The following is a 15,328-nucleotide window of genomic DNA, read 5'->3' on the forward strand; positions in this document are numbered from 1 at the left end:
TGCTGTCGTCGTGAGGCGCCGAGCGCTCCGGAGCGGACTGCGGCTCACCGAGATCGGCTTCGGTGCCGCCCAGTTCGGCAACCTCTTCGTCGAGACGACGGATGCCGCGTCGGAGGCGGCGGTGCAGACCGCGCTCGAGGGCGGCATCCGTTATTTCGACACGGCTCCGCACTACGGCCTCGGGTTGTCGGAGCGGCGGCTCGGCCGCGCATTGGCCGAAGTGCCGCGCGACGACTACGTGCTCTCGACCAAGGTGGGACGGCTGCTCGAGCCTTCTCCCGAGAACGCCGGGCAGCTCGACGACCAGGGCTTCGTGGTGCCGGCCACCACGCGGCGGGTCTGGGACTTCAGCCGTGACGGGGTGCTGCGCTCGATCGAGTCGAGTCTCGGCCGTCTCGGCACTGATCGCATCGACATCGTCTACCTGCATGATCCCGACGAGCACTGGGCGGCGGCCTCGACGACCGGCATCGCCACGCTCATCGAGTTGCGGGAGCAGGGTGTGCTGGGGGCCGTCGGCGTGGGCATGAACCAGAGCGCGATGCCGGCCGAGTTCGTGCGGCAGACCGACATCGACCTCGTGATGGTGGCCGGGCGGTTCACGCTGGCCGATCAGGGTGCGCTGGCCGACCTGCTGCCGCTCGCCCGGGAACGCGGGGTGGGCGTCGTCGCGGCAGCGGCCTACAACTCGGGACTGCTGAGCGCGCGCCGGGTGCCCGACGAGGTGTTCTTCGACTACGGGCCGGCGCCGGCCGAGGTGATCGACCGCGCGCGCCGCATCGCGCGGGTGTGTGAGGAGCACGGGGTGACGCTTCCGGATGCGGCGGTGCAGTATCCGCTGCGGCATCCGGCCGTGGTGTCGGTCGTGCTGGGCAGCCGCACCCCCGCCCACGTCAGGAGCACGCTCGAGCGCTACGCTGCGCCCGTCCCCGAGGAGCTGTGGACCGCCCTCGATGCGGCGGGACTGGTGCCGCACCCGGGTTGAGGGGCCTCACGTCGTGGCGCGGCGGGCGCCCGGCTGGGGCGGCCCGCTGCCCGGCCCCGCTCGGGAGGCCCTCTCGTGACCCCCACGCGTTCGGGCGGCCGAGTCGCCCTCCCGAACCACAAACGGCCTCCCGACGCCACACCCACGAACTCGCTCGGCTCCACCCTCTTAGGGCCTTCCGACGCCACACCCACAAACTCGGTCGGGAGGCCATCACCCGCCATCCGCGACATCCGGCGGCCGAATCGGCCTCCCGATGGGCGAACGGCCTCCCGACGCCCTCAACCGCGGACTCGCTCGGGAGGCCACTCGTTCCATCCGAGCCATCCGGAGGCCGAATCGGCCTCCCGAACGGCGAGCGGCCTCCCGACCCCAGCCACCCGCCACCGCCTAGCCCCAGCAGCAGCCAACCCTGAGACCCACCACCCCGGACCGACCGCACTCCGCGGCCCCCCGCGGCACGCGCCCCTCAGTCGTCGCCGAGCAGGATCGCGGCCGCCGCGATCATCTCGAGCATGCGCTCGCGCATGTGCCCGATGTGCTTTTTCACCGCCGGCTCGATCGCCGCGTAGTCGCGGGCGACCATCGCCTGGTAGAGCTCGTCGTATTCCTCGGCGCACGAGCGCAGGCGGCTCTGCATCGACGCGGCCCGCAGCCAGAAGCGCTGGATGCGGCGCCGGGTCTCGCGCACCGTCTCGGCCACGAGCACGTTGCCCGAGAGGGTGTTCGCGTAACGGTGGAACAGCTGGTCGGCGAGCGCCCAGGCCTGCCGGTCGTCGTTCGCGGCTGCCTTGTACATGTCGTCGACGTAGCCCTTGAGCTTCGCCGCCTCGTCGTCGGTGAGAGTCGTCGCGGCCTTGCGGCAGATGTAGGTGTCGAGCACCTCGAGCAGATCGCAGGCGTCGTTGACCTCGGTGGCGGTGAGCTGTGACACGGTGAAGCGCGCGTTGTCGGTGCGCTTGACCAGCCCCTCCTTCTCGAGTCGCTGCAGCGCCTCGCGCACCGGGGTGCGGCTGATGCCGAGCTGACTGGCCAGGCGGTTCTCCGATAGCGGCGAGCCCGATCGCAACCGGAAACCGGTGATCTCGGCCAGCAGCCACTCATACGCGTCGTCGACGCGGGAACCCGCCTCAGAAGAAACGGCCATCATCACCTGCCCTCAGCTACCGATTGTAGTGCGCGGACGCGCAGGGCAGGCCCCTTCCGCTCGCCGTACACGGCTGTCGCACGGCCGTTCCTTCGACACCTGTACAGTGAGGCGATCGCACCGCCGCCCGGAATCGAGGGACCCCGTGCTCCACGCACTCACCATCTCGCCACGACGACTTCGTCTCACCGCCGCCATTCTGGCGCTGACCGTGGCGGTGGCCATGGGCATCAGCTCCGGCGCGACTCCAGCGGTCGCCGCCGGCGCCGACACGGTCAGCGGCACGGTGACGCTCGGCACGACGAGCAGTCCGGCCCACGCCGGCGAGGTGACGGTGAACGTCTGGAGCGGCGATCAGCCCGGCTCCGATCCGTCCGCCTCCACGACGACGGATGCGCAGGGCCGGTTCTCCGTCAGCGGCCTGAGCGGCGACTTGCAGAAGGTCGAGTACGTCTACACCGGTTCGGCCGGGTTCGCCTCGGCCTGGTGGTCGACGCGTGCTCGCAGTGACGGCTGGTACTCCGGTTCCTGGGGCAACGCCGAGTGGTTGCATCCGGTGAGCGCCCCGGGAGTGAAGGCGGACTTCACGCTGCCCCTCGGTGCGAGCATCTCAGGCCGAGTGGTGCGCTCCGACGGCACGAGCATTCCGAACTGGGTGACCCTCGACGGCTTCGTCGGACTGAACCCTGACGGCACCACCTTCGGCAACGGCGCGAGCCTCACCACCGACGACAGCGGAACCTACTCCTTCACCGGTCTCCTGCCCGGAACCTACACCGTGCGATTCAACGACGTCTCCGAGAACCCCCTGTACGTGCCCGCGTGGGGTGGCTCGTCGCTCGAATCGCCGCTGACCCAGGGCTCGTATGCGCTGAAGCCCGGCGATGTGCTCACCGGCATCGACGCCGTGCAGTTCCGCTACGGGCACATGTCCGGCACCATCAGCTGCCCGGGCTGCGAGGGGGAGATGGCCCGATCGGGTGGTTACACGATCAAACGCCTCAACACGTCGACGGGCCGCTGGGAATACGCGGACAGCGGGTTCGTGAGCGGGAACGGTTCCTACTCGTCGAACGGACTGGTTCCAGGCCGATACCGGGTCTCGGCCGGCGCCTTCGAGGTGCCCAATGGATTCCACGCCGTCTCCGCCGACTCCGACCTGAGCGAAGGCGGCCGTATCGTCGTCGACGCCGAGATGAAGGCTCCGAGCGTCACTCGCATCGACGGCGCCGACCGCTTCGAGGTCTCGGCTCATGTCGCCGAGCGTTTCGCGAAGGGTGTGCCGGTGGTCTACGTGGCCAGCGGACTGGTCTTTCCGGATGCCCTCTCCGCCGGCCCCGCAGCGTCGCGGGAAGGCGGGCCGCTCCTCCTGACCCTCCGCGATACCGTTCCACCCTCGGTTCGAGCGCAGATCGATCGGCTCGACCCGCACCGGATCGTGGTCGTCGGGGGCCCGAACTCCGTCGCCCAGTCCGTCCTCGACGACCTGAAGACGCTCACCACCGGCACGGTCGAACGGGTCTCCGGCGATGACCGCTTCAGTACGTCGCGGGCGATCGCCGCCTATGCCTTCGGCGACACCGGTGCGTCGGGTGCGTACCTCGCGACGGGCCTGAAGTTCCCGGATGCCCTCTCCGCCGGGGGTGCCGCGGCGAAGAACGACGTACCGGTGATCGTCGTGAACGGACAGTCGAACGATCTCGACGCAGACACCTCGCACCTTCTGGACGGCCTCGGCACGACGTCGGTGACGGTGGTCGGCGGGCCCGCATCCGTCTCCGCCGGCATCCTCGACGACCTCAACGCCCGACCGGGCGCCCGAGCCGAGCGCATCGACGGTGCCGATCGCTGGGAGGTGTCGGGCAACGTGAACGCCGACGGCTTCGATGTGAGCGACACGGCCGTCATCGCCGTGGGCACCAATTTCCCGGACGCACTGTCGGGCGGGGCTCTGGCCGGATCGCTCGGCGCGTCATTGTTCGTCGTTCCGGGCGATTGCATCCCGAACGCGACGTACTACCGCATCGAAGGGCTCGACATCACCTCGATCGTGCTGCTTGGTGGCCTGAATTCGCTGTCACCGGCGATCGATCAGCTCACCAAGTGCGACTACTGAGACGCTGTCGCGCCGCGATGATGCTCAGGCTGCCAGCAGGAGTGCCGACGGCGCATCGTCGTGCGCGCGAGGTTCCGCAGCGGGGTTGCGCAGCTGGGTGCGGGATTCGAGCGAGATGACCGGCGCGACGCCGCGGGCGACCGTGGGCGTCGTGTCGAGCTCACCGCTCACCGCGTCGAGCAGCTCGGCCAGCGACAGGTCGAGCACCCGGCACACCGTCGCGAGAATCTCGGACGACACCTCTTTGCGCCCTCGCTCGATCTCGGAGAGGTAGGGCACCGACACCTGCGATCGCGCCGCGAGATCGCGCAGCGTGAGGCGGCGGTCGAGACGGATGCGACGCAGCACGTGTCCGATCGCGTGGCGGAGGAGCATGGCCCAAGGCTACGACGGGTGACCCGCCCGGCGCACCCATTTCGGGCCCGTGGCGGGCCGGCGATCTGTCTGCTGTGAGCAGAATCTGGCGGGCGTCTGCGTTCGGCAGATCTGCCGACGGCAGAACGGATGCCGCCGCGGCGCGCACCCGTCGCATCCTGAGTGCACCACCGCACGAAAGGAGCACACCATGACCGACGCCTCGACCAACACCGGCGATCCCCAGCTCTACCAACGACTGCTCGACGAGCGCATCGTCTTTCTCGGCACCGAGGTGAGCGATGTGGTCGCCAACGAGATCTGCGCGAAACTGCTGCTGCTGAACGCGGTGGCGCCCGAGAAGGACATCTATCTCTACATCAACTCCCCTGGCGGCTCCGTGACCTCGGGGTTCGCGATCTACGACACCATGAACTTCGTGCAGGCCGACGTCGTGACGGTGGCGATGGGGTTCGCGGCCTCGATGGGGCAGTTCCTGTTGTCCTCCGGCGCGCCCGGCAAGCGGTTCGCGCTGCCGAACGCCAGCATCGTCATGCACCAGCCGCACGGCGGCTTCGGCGGCTCGGCGGCCGACATCCAGACCCAGGCGAAGCAGATCCTGTTCTTCAAGCGCCGGATGGCCGAGCTCACGAGCTCGCAGACCGGCCGCACGCTCGACGAGATCACCGCCGACGCCGACCGCGACCGCTGGTTCACCGCCGAGGAGTCGCGGGACTACGGGTTCGTCGACCACATCGTGTCGACGGCTCGTTCGCTGCGCGCGGCCTAGGGAGCGAGTTCGCCGAGCACGGCCGCGAGCTGGTCGACGGCCCAGTCGAGGTCGTCGATCGAGATGACGATCGGCGGCGCGAGCCGGATGGTGGAGCCGTGCGTGTCTTTCGCGAGCACCCCGCGTTCCATCAGCAGCTCGCAGACCTCGCGCCCGGTGGCGAGCGCCGGGTCGATGTCGATGCCCGCCCAGAGTCCGGCGCCGCGCACCGTGACGACACCGTGGCCGACGAGTTCGCGCAGCCGGAACTGCAGCCGCTCACCGAGACGGCGCGCGCGTTCCTGGAATTCGCCGGTCGCGAGCATCCGCACCACTTCGAGACCGACCGCCGCGGCGAGCGGGTTGCCGCCGAAGGTCGACCCGTGTTCGCCGGGGCGCAGCACGCCCAGGATGTCGCGGTTCGCGACCACGGCCGACACCGGCACGATGCCGCCGCCGAGTGCCTTGCCCAGCAGATAGACGTCGGGAACGACACCGACGAGGTCGCACGCGAAGGTCGCGCCGGTGCGGCCGAGACCCGACTGGATCTCGTCGGCGATGAGGAGCACCTCGTTGGCTGTGCAGATCTCGCGCACGCGGGGGAGGTAGTCGGCGGGCGGCACGATGATGCCGGCCTCGCCCTGTATGGGCTCGAGCAGCACGGCCACCGTGCCCGGGTTCTCGGCCACGGCCCGTTCGAGCGCTACGGCGTCGCCGTAGGGCACCCGCACGAAACCGGGCGTGTAGGGGCCGAAGTCGTCGCGCGCCACCGGGTCGTCGGAGAAGCTGATGATCGTGGTGGTGCGCCCGTGGAAGTTGCCGTCGGCCACGATGATGGTGGCGCGGTCGTGCTCGACCCCCTTGACCCGGTAGCCCCAGGCACGGGCGAGCTTGATGCCCGATTCCACCGCCTCGGCGCCGGTGTTCATCGGCAGCACCATGTCTTTGCCGGCGAGCGCGGCGAGCTCTTCGACGAACGGGCCGAGGCGGTCGGAGTGGAACGCGCGGCTGGTGAGGGTGACGCGGTCGAGCTGCGCTTTCGCAGCCTCGACGAGCAGCGGATGCGAGTGACCGAAGTTCACGGCGGAGTAGGCCGCGAGGCAGTCGAGGTAGCGGCGGCCGTCGACGGCCGTGATCCAGGCTCCCTCGGCGGTCGCGGCGATGACCGGCAGTGGGTGGTAGTTGTGGGCGGCGTGCTCGTCTTCCATCTTGAGCAGCGAGGCTTCGACCGCCTCGACCGACGCGCTCATCGGCGCAGTTCCAGCGTGCAGCACTTCACTCCGCCGCCGCCGAGCAGCAGCTCGGAGAGGTCGACGCCGATGGGGTTGTAGCCGCGATCGCGCAGCTGCTGCTCGAAGCCCTTCGCCCGGGCGGCGATGACCACGTTGTAGCCGTCGGAGATGGAGTTGAGGCCGAGGATCGAGCCGTCTTCCTCGCTCACGATGATGGCGTCGGGGTAGAGGCGCTCGAGGGTGGCGCGGCTGGCGTCGTCGAAGGCGCTCGGCAGGTAGGCGATGTTCGCCCCGGCGTCGTCGGTCAGCGGATCGAGCACCGAGATGGCGGTGTCGAGGTGGTAGAAGTTCGGGTTGACCAGGGTGAGGGTCACGACCTCGCGGCCGAACAGCGCCGCGACCTCTTCATGACTGTTGCTGGCGCTGCGGAAACCGGTGCCGGCGAGGATGCGCGGGCCCACGAGCAGGAAGTCGCCTTCACCCTCGTTGACGTTCTGCGGATCGACGACCCGGTAGCCGTGCTCGCCGAACCACTCCATGAAGGCCGGGCCCTCGGGTTGGCGCTGAGCGTGGGTGAAGCTCGCACCGTAGGCGACGTTCCCGATGACGAAGCCGCCGTTGGCGGTGTAGACCATGTCGGGCAGGCCGGCGATCTGGTCGATCAGCTCGACCTCGTGGCCGAGCTCGCGGTAGAGGTCGTAGAGCTTCTGCCACTGCTCGACGGCCAGGGAGGTGTCGGTGGGCACCGCCGGGTCCATCCAGGGGTTGATGCGGTAGGCCACCGTGAAGTGCTCGGGCCGGCACATCAGGTAGTGGCGCGGTGAAGCGGTGCGCGCGGGGTTCGCGCGGCGATCGGCGGTAGCGGGGTTGAGAGTGGGCGTCGACATACGATCTCCGTGTCAGCAATCAGTTGCACGAGGTGCGGATGGCGGACCAGCGCGCTGTCCTTGGGCCCCGACTGGGGCACGCCTCTCTCAGTCTGACACGCGGTTTGCGTCGTTTCGCGGCGCTGCGCTCACATAATCGTCAGACTTGTGGAGTTCACGCAAGAATCGGTCGTAGGATCGCCCCATGGACGCATTGGATCACCGCATTCTCGACCTGCTGAAGATCAATTCGCGAAGCGGTTACGGTGACATCGGCCAGGTGATCGGCCTCTCGGCGTCGGCGGTCAAGCGCCGCATCGATCGGCTCGTCGCCGACAACATCATCACGGGGTTCACGATCCAGCTGAACCCCGCCCTCGACGGCACGGTGACCGAGGCCTACGTGGAGTTGTTCTGCCGCGGCACCGTCGCTCCGGCCGAGTTGCGCCGCATCCTCTCCGGCGTGCCCGAGGTGGTCGACGCGGGGACGGTGACCGGCAGTGCCGACGCGATCGTGCACATCCGGTCGCGCGACATCCCGAGCCTCGAGGATGCGCTCGAACGGGTGCGCATCGCACCCAACGTCGATCACACCCGCAGTGCCATCGTGCTGTCGAACCTGATCCGGCGGTAGCGGGATGGCGCAGGCAGGGCGGGGCGCCCAGTCGGGGCGGGCGCGGGGCGGTGTGCTCGGCATCGGTCTGCGGGTCGACGCCGCCTCGGCGGTGCCGCCGTTCGAGCAGTTGCGTGCGGCGATCCGCGACGCGGTCGCCTCGGGGCAGCTCGCCGCCGGGGTGAGGCTTCCGACGGTGCGGGCTCTCGCGGCAGAACTCGGTCTCGCCGTGAACACGGTCGCCCGCGCCTATCGCGAGCTCGAGACGGATGCGCTGATCGAGACCCGAGGGCGCCTGGGGTCGTTCGTGGCGACCACCGGGTCGCCCGCCCGCCAGGAACTGCAGGCCGCGGCGCGCGTCTTCGCCGACCGGGCGACGACACTCGGCATCGACGCGGCCGAGGCGCTCGACCTGGCCGCGGCCGCGCTCGGTGTCGACATACCCGGCGTCGACGTGCCCGACGTACCCGGCGTCGCCACGCCGGGCTCGGCGAAGCGCTAGCCCCGCGACCCGCACCGCCCTCTAGTCGAACAGATCGTCGAGCAGCGCACTGGGGTTGCCGAACCGGTGGTGCGTGACGCTCACCGCCTGCTCTTTGAGGAACGGCAGCAGCTCGATGCGCCCCGCGCGGGTGACCTCGTCGGCATAGATCGCGACGTCGGGCGACCCGCCGAGGGCTGAGGCGAGCGCGCTCGCGTCACCCCCGATCAACCGGATGCGCGGGATGACCCCGATGTACTCGGGCACGCGCGCGAGCCACGCCGCATCGTTCTCGATCACGACCCGCACGCCCCACTCCTTCAGCAGCGCCCGCAGCGGCCGGGGCAGCTTCGCAGCCGAGCTGACGATCACCGATGCCCGCGCGAGCGTCGCCGCCGCGAGCACCCGCACGAGGCGGTGCAGCGGCTCACCCTCCGACAACCGCACGACCACCGGCACCGGCAGGTAGCGCAGCACGTTGAGTTCGACCTCGAGACCCGACTCGTCGCGCGCCTCGAACGTGCTCGCCCAGGCCGCCTGGTCGCTCTTCGCCCCGCGGCGGGCGATGTCGAAGTCGTTCCATTCCAGCCCCGACGTGGCGGTGTCGAGCAGCTTGACGACCCGGTCGTCGAGGCCGGCCAGACTGAGCCCCTCGCTCGGTGCGCCCGGATCGTTGAGCCAGCTGCCGAGGTGCACGAGGTAGTTCGGGCCGCCGGCCTTCGCGCCGGCGCCGACCGACGACTTCTTCCAGCCGCCGAACGGCTGACGGCGCACGATCGCCCCGGTGATGCCGCGGTTGATGTAGGCGTTGCCGGCGTCGACCTCGGCCAGCCAGCGGTGGATCTCGGCGGCGTCGAGCGAGTGGATGCCGGCGGTGAGCCCGTAGGGCACGGCATTCTGCAGCTCGATCGCCTTCTCGAGCGTCGGGGCGTGCATGATGCCGAGAACCGGACCGAAGTACTCGGTGAGGTGGAACGGCGTTCCTGGCAGCACCCCTTCGCGCACGCCCGGCGACCACAGTCGGCCGGTGTCGTCGAGCTGCCGGGGCTCGATCAGCCAGCGCTCCCCGACCCCGAGACTCGTGAGGGCCTCGCCGAGCTTGCCGGCGGCCGGTTCGATGAGCGGCCCCATCTGCACCGACGGGTCGTCGGGATAGCCCACCCGCAGCGACCGCACGGCGTCGACGAGCTGCCGCGAGAAGCGCTGCGACTGCGCCACCGAGCCCACGAGGATGACCAGACTCGCCGCCGAGCACTTCTGCCCGGCGTGCCCGAAGGCGCTCTTGACGATGTCGGCCACAGCTAGGTCGAGGTCGGCGCTCGGCGTCACGACGATGGCGTTCTTGCCGCTCGTCTCGGCGAGCAGCGGGAGGTCGGGCCGCCACGAGCGGAACAGCGCCGCCGTGTCGTAGGCGCCGGTGAGGATGAGCCGGTCGACGCGGGGGTCGGACATCAGGCTGCGACCGAGGTCTCCTTCGTCGACGTCGACGAGCACGAGCACGTCTCGCGGGATGCCCGATTCCCAGAGCGCCTCCACCATCACCGCGGCCGACCGCTTCGCCTGCGGCGCCGGCTTGATGATGACGGCGCTGCCGGCGGCCAGCGCCGCGAGCACCGAGCCTGCCGGGATGGCGACGGGGAAGTTCCAGGGCGGCGTCACGACGGTCAGCTTCGACGGCACGAAGGTCGCTCCGTCGACGGCGTCGAGCTCCACGGCGGTCGTGGCGTAGTAGTGGGCGAAGTCGATCGCCTCACTGACCTCGGGGTCGGCCTGATCGATCGTCTTGCCGGTCTCGGAGGCCATCACCTCGATCAGGCGGTCGCGGTTCGCCTCGAGCGCGTAGCCGGCGCGGCGCACGAAACCCGCGCGATCGGCAGCGCTCCGGGAGCCCCAGGCGGCACCGGCCACGACGGTCGACGCGATGAGCGACTCGAGAGCGGCGGCATCCGTCACCAACGCCTGCTCGATGGTGTCGACGCCGAGGTCGGACGACGGCACCCGGGCCAGGATGCGCCCACCCCACACGCGGTTGGCCAAGAGCGACGGGTCGGTGTCGGCGGCGTTGTGGAACAGCCCTCCGGCGGGCTCGAGGTCGCCGTTCAAGCGGTCTTGCCGGCGGTTGGGCAACGGCACGTCGTCGGCCGATGCGGCGAGCGCCTCGACCGACGCCAGGAAGCGGTCGCGTTCTTTCGCGAACGCGCGGGCGTCGGCGGCGAGGTCGAACACCGACGACATGAAGTTGTCGTCGCTCGAGTTCTCTTCGAGCCGGCGCACGAGATAGCCGATGGCCACGTCGAACTCGGCGGGAGCGACGACGGGCGTGTAGAGCAGCAGGTGCCCCACCGTCTTGCGCACGGCGTCGGCTTGCGTCGTGGCCATGCCGAGCAGCATCTCGAAGTCGATCGACGAGGTCACCCCGCGCTGCGACGCCACCAGCCAGGCCCAGGCGATGTCGAACAGGTTGTGACCCGCGACGCCGATGCGCACGGCGTCGACGTGCTCGGGCCGCAGCGCCCAGTCGAGCACCCGCTTGTAGTTGGTGTCGGTGTCTTGCTTCGTGCCGTAGGTGGCGAGCGGCCACCCGTGCAGCGCGGAGTCGACGTGCTCCATCGCCAGGTTGGCGCCCTTGACCACGCGCACCTTGATGGGAGCTCCACCCCGGGCGCGGCGCTCGGCGGCCCAGGCGTGCAGACCCTGCAGGGCCGACAACGCGTCGGGCAGATAGGCCTGCAGCACGATGCCGGCCTCGAAGTCGAGGAACTCCGGTTCGTCGAGCACCCGGCGGAACACGGCGATCGTGAGATCGAGGTCGCGGTACTCCTCCATGTCGAGGTTCACGAACTTACGGCCGGGCACCGGCGACACCGTTGCGCCGTCGACAGTCGCCGGGCCCACGAGGCCCTTGCGCGACGCGATGCGGTAGAGCGGGATGAGGCTCTGTGCCACCCTCTCGACCGTCTGGTCGAACGCCCACATCGACAGATCGCTGGCGACCGACGACACCTTCACCGACACGTAGTCGACGTCGGGCCGCTGCAGGAGGTCTTTCGTGCCTTGCAGCCGGTTCGCGGCCTCGCGGTCGCCCAGCACGGCCTCGCCGAGCAGGTTGATGTTGAGCCGCACCGTGTCGGAGCGGAGCGCCGCGACGGCCGGCCCGAACTTCGCGGGGCGGGCGTCGACGATCAGGTGACCGACCATCGAGCGCAGCACGCGGCGCGCGATCGGAACGACCACGCCCGGGATGACCTCGCCGAGCGCCCCGCCGGCCTTGATCGCCAGTCGCAGGTACCACGGCAGGAACCGCGGCACGCGCTTCGCGAGTCGTGCGAGGTTCTTACCGGCGACGATGAGGTCTTCGGGCCGGGCGACGCCGTCGACGAATCCGACGGTGAACGCCAGGCCGTCGGGGTCTTTGAGCACGCCCGCCAGGCGCGCGGCCGACGGGTCGACGGGGGAATCTCTGCTCTCGTCGAGCCAGTGCCGCGCGAGTTCGACCGCTTCGTGGGCGAGATCGACTGACGCGGGCTGGAACTCGGTGTCGTTCTGGTCAGCCATTCTTCGAGGATAGATCGTGGTCGCCCGCATTAGGCTCAAGGCATGCTCCCTGTGGATGACTTCGACATCGTCGTCATCGGTGGAGGACACAACGGCCTCGTCGCCGCCACCTACCTCGCACAGGCCGGCCGCCGCGTCTGCGTGCTCGAGCGTCTCGATCAACCGGGCGGCGCCGCCGTCTCGTCATATGCCTTCGACGGCATGGATGCGAAGCTGTCGCGCTACTCCTACCTGGTGAGCCTCCTGCCGCAGAAGATCATCGACGAACTCGGCCTCGACATCCGGCTGCGCCGACGCCGCTACTCCTCTTATACGCCTCTGCCGGGCTCAGACCTCGGGCTCCTGATCGACACAGCTGACGCCGAGGCGACCAGAGCCTCCTTCGCCTCGATCGGCGCAGCGGCCGACGCCGACGCATTCGACGCGTTCTCCCGCGACCTCGGCACGCTCGCCCGCGCTTTCTGGCCCACGCTCACCGAACCTCTGCTGACCCGCGACGAAGCGCGGCGACTGCTCGACGACGAGCGGCTCTGGCACGAGTTCGTCGAGACGCCCGTCGGCGACGCCATCGCCGCTCGGTTCGAGAGCGATCTCGTGCGCGGCGTGGTCGGCACCGATGCCCTGATCGGCACCTTCTCGTCGCTGCACGACAAGACGCTGCTGCAGAACATCTGCTTCCTCTACCACGTGATCGGCGGCGGAACCGGCGACTGGGACGTACCGGTGGGCGGCATGGGTGCCGTCTCCGGCGAGCTGGCCCGCGCGGCCCGGAACGCCGGCGTCGACCTGCGAACAGGCGCGGAGGTGACGGGCGTGAGCCCCGACGGAGTGGTCACCTGGCGCGGCGACGACGGCGGCATCCGGAGCCTCACCGCCGGCCGCGTGCTCGCGAACGTGGCCCCGGCCGTTCTCGACCGCCTGCTCTCCGCATCGGGCGAGGTGCTCGCGGCGGGCCAACCCCCGGCATCGGGCGAGGCACCCCTGTCGGGCGACCGTCCAGCCCCCGAGGGCGCCCAGGTCAAGGTCAACCTGCTGCTCTCGCGGCTGCCTCGCCTGCGCGACGGCGGCGTGGCTCCGGATGCCGCGTTCGGCGGCACCTTCCACATCAACGAACTCCATTCCCAACTCGAGCGAGCGGTTCTCGACGCCGAGGCGGGCCGGATCCCGCGGCCCCTGCCCGCCGAGATCTACTGTCATTCGCTCACCGATCCGAGCATCCTGTCGCCCGAGCTGCAGGCCCAGGGCGCACACACCCTCACCGTGTTCGGGCTGCACACCCCGCACCGGCTGGGCGCGAGCGGCGCCGAACTGCAGGCCGCGGTGCTGGAGTCACTCGACAGCGTGCTCGCCGAGCCGATCGCCGACCTGCTGCTGACGGATGCGCACGGCCGACCCTGCATCGAGACCAAGACGACCTCCGACCTCGAGTCGGCGCTCGGAATGCCTGGCGGCAACATCTTCCACGGGCCGCTGACCTGGCCGTTCGCCGAGAACGACGCTCCGCTCACCACCGCCGCCGAGCGGTGGGGCGTGGCGACAGCGCATCCGCGCGTGCTGCTCTGCGGGTCGGGTTCGCAGCGCGGCGGCGCGGTCTCGGGACTCGGCGGCCACAGTGCCGCGATGGCCGTGCTCGACGACGATCTCGACCGCGGCTGACATCCCGCCCGAATCCCACCGAAAGGAGCATCCGTGCCCTTCCCCCGAGAATCCGTGCGCCACCCGATGGCCATCCGGCACCTCGTCGTCGCCCGAGTGACACCCCTCACCCCGACCTTGGTGCGCATCACCCTCACCGGCGACAGACTGGCGGGCTTCGCGAGCGACGGGCCTGCCGACCACGTCAAGGTGTTCTTCGCCGACCCGCAGACCGGCATACTGACGCTGCCCGAGTTGACGCCCGACGGCATCCGGCGCCCCGAGACGGGCACGATCGTGTCGCGCGACTACACCCCGCGCGCCTTCCGCCCGGGCGACGCTGCGTCGGCGGCCGAGCTCGACATCGATTTCGTCGTGCACGGAACCGAGGGCCCGGCATCCGCGTGGGCGTTGTCGGCTCGGCCCGGCGACACGCTCGTCGTGGCCGGGCCCCGCGCGTCGCGGCTCGCGCCGACCGGTCTCGCGCGGGCGGTGCTGCTCGCCGACGAGACCGCCCTGCCGGCTCTGTCACGGTGGCTCGAACTGTTGCCTCCGGATGTCGCCATCACCGCGCTGCTCGACGTCGAGAACGCCGCCGTGGCCGACTACCTGCCCGACGGACTGCGCGTGCGGGCCGACATCCTGTGGCTGTTCCGCGAGAACGGGCAGGGACTGCAACTCGCGGCTCTGCAGGGGCTCGGCGCGATCGGCGACGACACCTTCGTGTTCGGCGCGGGCGAGGCCGGAGCGCTCGTGCCGGTGCGGCGCCACCTGCGCCGTGAGCTGGGGTTGCCGGCCGATCAGGTGGCACTCAGCGGGTACTGGCGGCGTGGGGTCGCAAACCTCGACCACCACGCGCCGATCGATCCGAGCGACCCCGACTGAGCCGGCCATCTGAGCCGCCTATCTGGCCCGGCTGTCTGGGCTGCCCATCTGACCCGCCTACCTGGGCCGGGCGGCCCCGGCGACCCCGCCTACGCCCAGACGCTAGGCGCCGGCGCCTTGCTCGGCGGCAGCTGCGAGTCGTCGCCCCACCCGAGCAACCACTCCGGCAGGCGGCCGTCGTCGGGCGCGGGACCGGCGAGCTCCTGCAGCTCCTCGACCGTCACCACTCCGCCCGTGCGCTTGAGGAACCGCGCCCGCAGATAAGCGCGCGCGAAGATCTCGCCGCGCACCACGAACCGCTGCTCGACGAAGATCGCCTTGGCATCGAAGCCCAGCACGCGCGTCTCCACCTCGAACCGCTGCCAGAGCTCGAGCGACCGCCGAAAGCTCATGGTCTCGGCCACCACGACCGGGTACCACCCGCGCTGCTGCAGCAGTCGCCACATGCCGCTTCGCTGCATCAGGTCGAGGCGCCCGAGGTCGAGCACCGAGAAGTAGACCCCGTTGTTCATGTGCCGCAGCACGTCGAGATCGGTGGGCAGCACCCGGAACGGCGTCGACGCGACGTCCCACATGCCGAGCGGTGAGCGGAAGCGGCCACGGATCGACTGCAACAGGGTTCTGAAGAAGAAGTGCACCCGGCCGATCGTAGAGTTCGGCACAGCGAGCCGGAAGATCCGTTGTGACTAC

At 70.1% G+C, this 15,328-nt stretch carries 13 protein-coding genes; 7 read left to right on the plus strand and 6 right to left on the minus strand.

Features of this window, described 5'->3' with window-relative positions; translation table 11 throughout:
- The first annotated feature begins 10 nt into the window (after positions 1-10).
- Positions 11-985: an aldo/keto reductase gene (locus tag N1032_RS16190; RefSeq protein WP_259540217.1), complete on the plus strand. Its 975-nt coding sequence runs from the start codon at positions 11-13 to the stop codon at positions 983-985.
- Between the two features lie 469 nt (positions 986-1,454).
- On the opposite strand, the gene N1032_RS16195 is transcribed toward N1032_RS16190, so the two are convergent.
- Complete coding sequence (locus N1032_RS16195; RefSeq protein WP_259540218.1) at positions 1,455-2,135, minus strand: GntR family transcriptional regulator; 681 nt, start codon at positions 2,133-2,135, stop codon at positions 1,455-1,457.
- A 142-nt stretch (positions 2,136-2,277) separates the two neighbouring features.
- Between N1032_RS16195 and N1032_RS16200 the strand changes: the two genes are divergently transcribed.
- A complete protein-coding gene (locus N1032_RS16200; protein ID WP_259540219.1) occupies positions 2,278-4,248 on the plus strand; it encodes a cell wall-binding repeat-containing protein in 1,971 nt (656 codons plus the stop codon).
- A gap of 24 nt (positions 4,249-4,272) precedes the next feature.
- Here N1032_RS16200 and N1032_RS16205 read toward each other — a convergent pair whose 3' ends face one another.
- Positions 4,273-4,623: a helix-turn-helix domain-containing protein gene (locus tag N1032_RS16205; protein WP_259540220.1), complete on the minus strand. Its 351-nt coding sequence runs from the start codon at positions 4,621-4,623 to the stop codon at positions 4,273-4,275.
- Between the two features lie 190 nt (positions 4,624-4,813).
- Here N1032_RS16205 and N1032_RS16210 point away from each other — a divergent pair, with 190 nt between their 5' ends.
- On the plus strand, positions 4,814-5,392 hold the full coding sequence (locus N1032_RS16210; protein WP_259540221.1) for an ATP-dependent Clp protease proteolytic subunit: 579 nt from the start codon (positions 4,814-4,816) through the stop codon (positions 5,390-5,392).
- Here N1032_RS16210 and rocD read toward each other — a convergent pair.
- Both rocD and ddaH read right to left on the minus strand, forming a co-directional pair.
- A complete protein-coding gene (gene rocD / locus N1032_RS16215; RefSeq protein ID WP_259540222.1) occupies positions 5,389-6,621 on the minus strand; it encodes an ornithine--oxo-acid transaminase in 1,233 nt (410 codons plus the stop codon). The two genes, N1032_RS16210 and rocD, sit on opposite strands and share 4 nt — an antisense overlap.
- Positions 6,618-7,490: a dimethylargininase gene (ddaH, locus tag N1032_RS16220; RefSeq protein WP_259540223.1), complete on the minus strand. Its 873-nt coding sequence runs from the start codon at positions 7,488-7,490 to the stop codon at positions 6,618-6,620. The genes rocD and ddaH overlap by 4 nt, the downstream gene beginning before the upstream one ends.
- A 184-nt stretch (positions 7,491-7,674) precedes the next feature.
- Between ddaH and N1032_RS16225 the strand changes: the two genes are divergently transcribed.
- Both N1032_RS16225 and N1032_RS16230 read left to right on the plus strand, forming a co-directional pair.
- Positions 7,675-8,103, plus strand: coding sequence for an Lrp/AsnC family transcriptional regulator (locus tag N1032_RS16225; protein WP_259540224.1), 429 nt, complete (start codon positions 7,675-7,677; stop codon positions 8,101-8,103).
- Positions 8,104-8,107: 4 nt separating this feature from the next.
- Entirely contained in the window at positions 8,108-8,584 is a 477-nt protein-coding gene (locus tag N1032_RS16230) for a GntR family transcriptional regulator (protein ID WP_259540225.1), read from the plus strand.
- A 21-nt stretch (positions 8,585-8,605) separates the two neighbouring features.
- Here N1032_RS16230 and N1032_RS16235 read toward each other — a convergent pair whose 3' ends face one another.
- Positions 8,606-12,118 (minus strand): bifunctional proline dehydrogenase/L-glutamate gamma-semialdehyde dehydrogenase, encoded by a 3,513-nt coding sequence (locus tag N1032_RS16235; protein WP_259540226.1) that lies wholly within the window; start codon positions 12,116-12,118, stop codon positions 8,606-8,608.
- 42 nt (positions 12,119-12,160) lie between these two features.
- Between N1032_RS16235 and N1032_RS16240 the strand changes: the two genes are divergently transcribed.
- Together N1032_RS16240 and N1032_RS16245 are read left to right on the plus strand one after the other, a co-directional pair.
- The gene (locus N1032_RS16240) at positions 12,161-13,774 is read left to right on the plus strand and encodes a phytoene desaturase family protein (RefSeq protein ID WP_259540227.1); all 1,614 of its coding nucleotides are present in this window, start codon (positions 12,161-12,163) and stop codon (positions 13,772-13,774) included.
- Between the two features lie 33 nt (positions 13,775-13,807).
- The gene (locus N1032_RS16245; protein ID WP_259540228.1) at positions 13,808-14,638 is read left to right on the plus strand and encodes a siderophore-interacting protein; all 831 of its coding nucleotides are present in this window, start codon (positions 13,808-13,810) and stop codon (positions 14,636-14,638) included.
- 89 nt (positions 14,639-14,727) lie between these two features.
- Here the strand turns inward: N1032_RS16245 and N1032_RS16250 are convergent, their stop codons facing one another.
- Positions 14,728-15,300: an acyl-CoA thioesterase gene (locus N1032_RS16250; protein WP_310795957.1), complete on the minus strand. Its 573-nt coding sequence runs from the start codon at positions 15,298-15,300 to the stop codon at positions 14,728-14,730.
- Positions 15,301-15,328 lie beyond the last annotated feature (28 nt).

The organism is Herbiconiux daphne (assembly GCF_024979295.1).
Taxonomy (GTDB): Bacteria; Actinomycetota; Actinomycetes; order Actinomycetales; family Microbacteriaceae; genus Herbiconiux; species Herbiconiux daphnes.

Bases quoted from the DNA above. Each gene is read 5' to 3' on its own strand.
- N1032_RS16230 (WP_259540225.1), top strand. From the start codon at position 8,108: ATGGCGCAGGCAGGGCGGGGCGCCCAGTCGGGGCGGGCGCGGGGCGGT.
- N1032_RS16205 (WP_259540220.1), bottom strand. From the start codon at position 4,623: ATGCTCCTCCGCCACGCGATCGGACACGTGCTGCGTCGCATCCGTCTC.
- N1032_RS16195 (WP_259540218.1), bottom strand. From the start codon at position 2,135: ATGATGGCCGTTTCTTCTGAGGCGGGTTCCCGCGTCGACGACGCGTAT.
- N1032_RS16235 (WP_259540226.1), bottom strand. From the start codon at position 12,118: ATGGCTGACCAGAACGACACCGAGTTCCAGCCCGCGTCAGTCGATCTC.
- N1032_RS16225 (WP_259540224.1), top strand. From the start codon at position 7,675: ATGGACGCATTGGATCACCGCATTCTCGACCTGCTGAAGATCAATTCG.
- N1032_RS16210 (WP_259540221.1), top strand. From the start codon at position 4,814: ATGACCGACGCCTCGACCAACACCGGCGATCCCCAGCTCTACCAACGA.
- rocD (WP_259540222.1), bottom strand. From the start codon at position 6,621: ATGAGCGCGTCGGTCGAGGCGGTCGAAGCCTCGCTGCTCAAGATGGAA.
- N1032_RS16240 (WP_259540227.1), top strand. From the start codon at position 12,161: ATGCTCCCTGTGGATGACTTCGACATCGTCGTCATCGGTGGAGGACAC.
- ddaH (WP_259540223.1), bottom strand. From the start codon at position 7,490: ATGTCGACGCCCACTCTCAACCCCGCTACCGCCGATCGCCGCGCGAAC.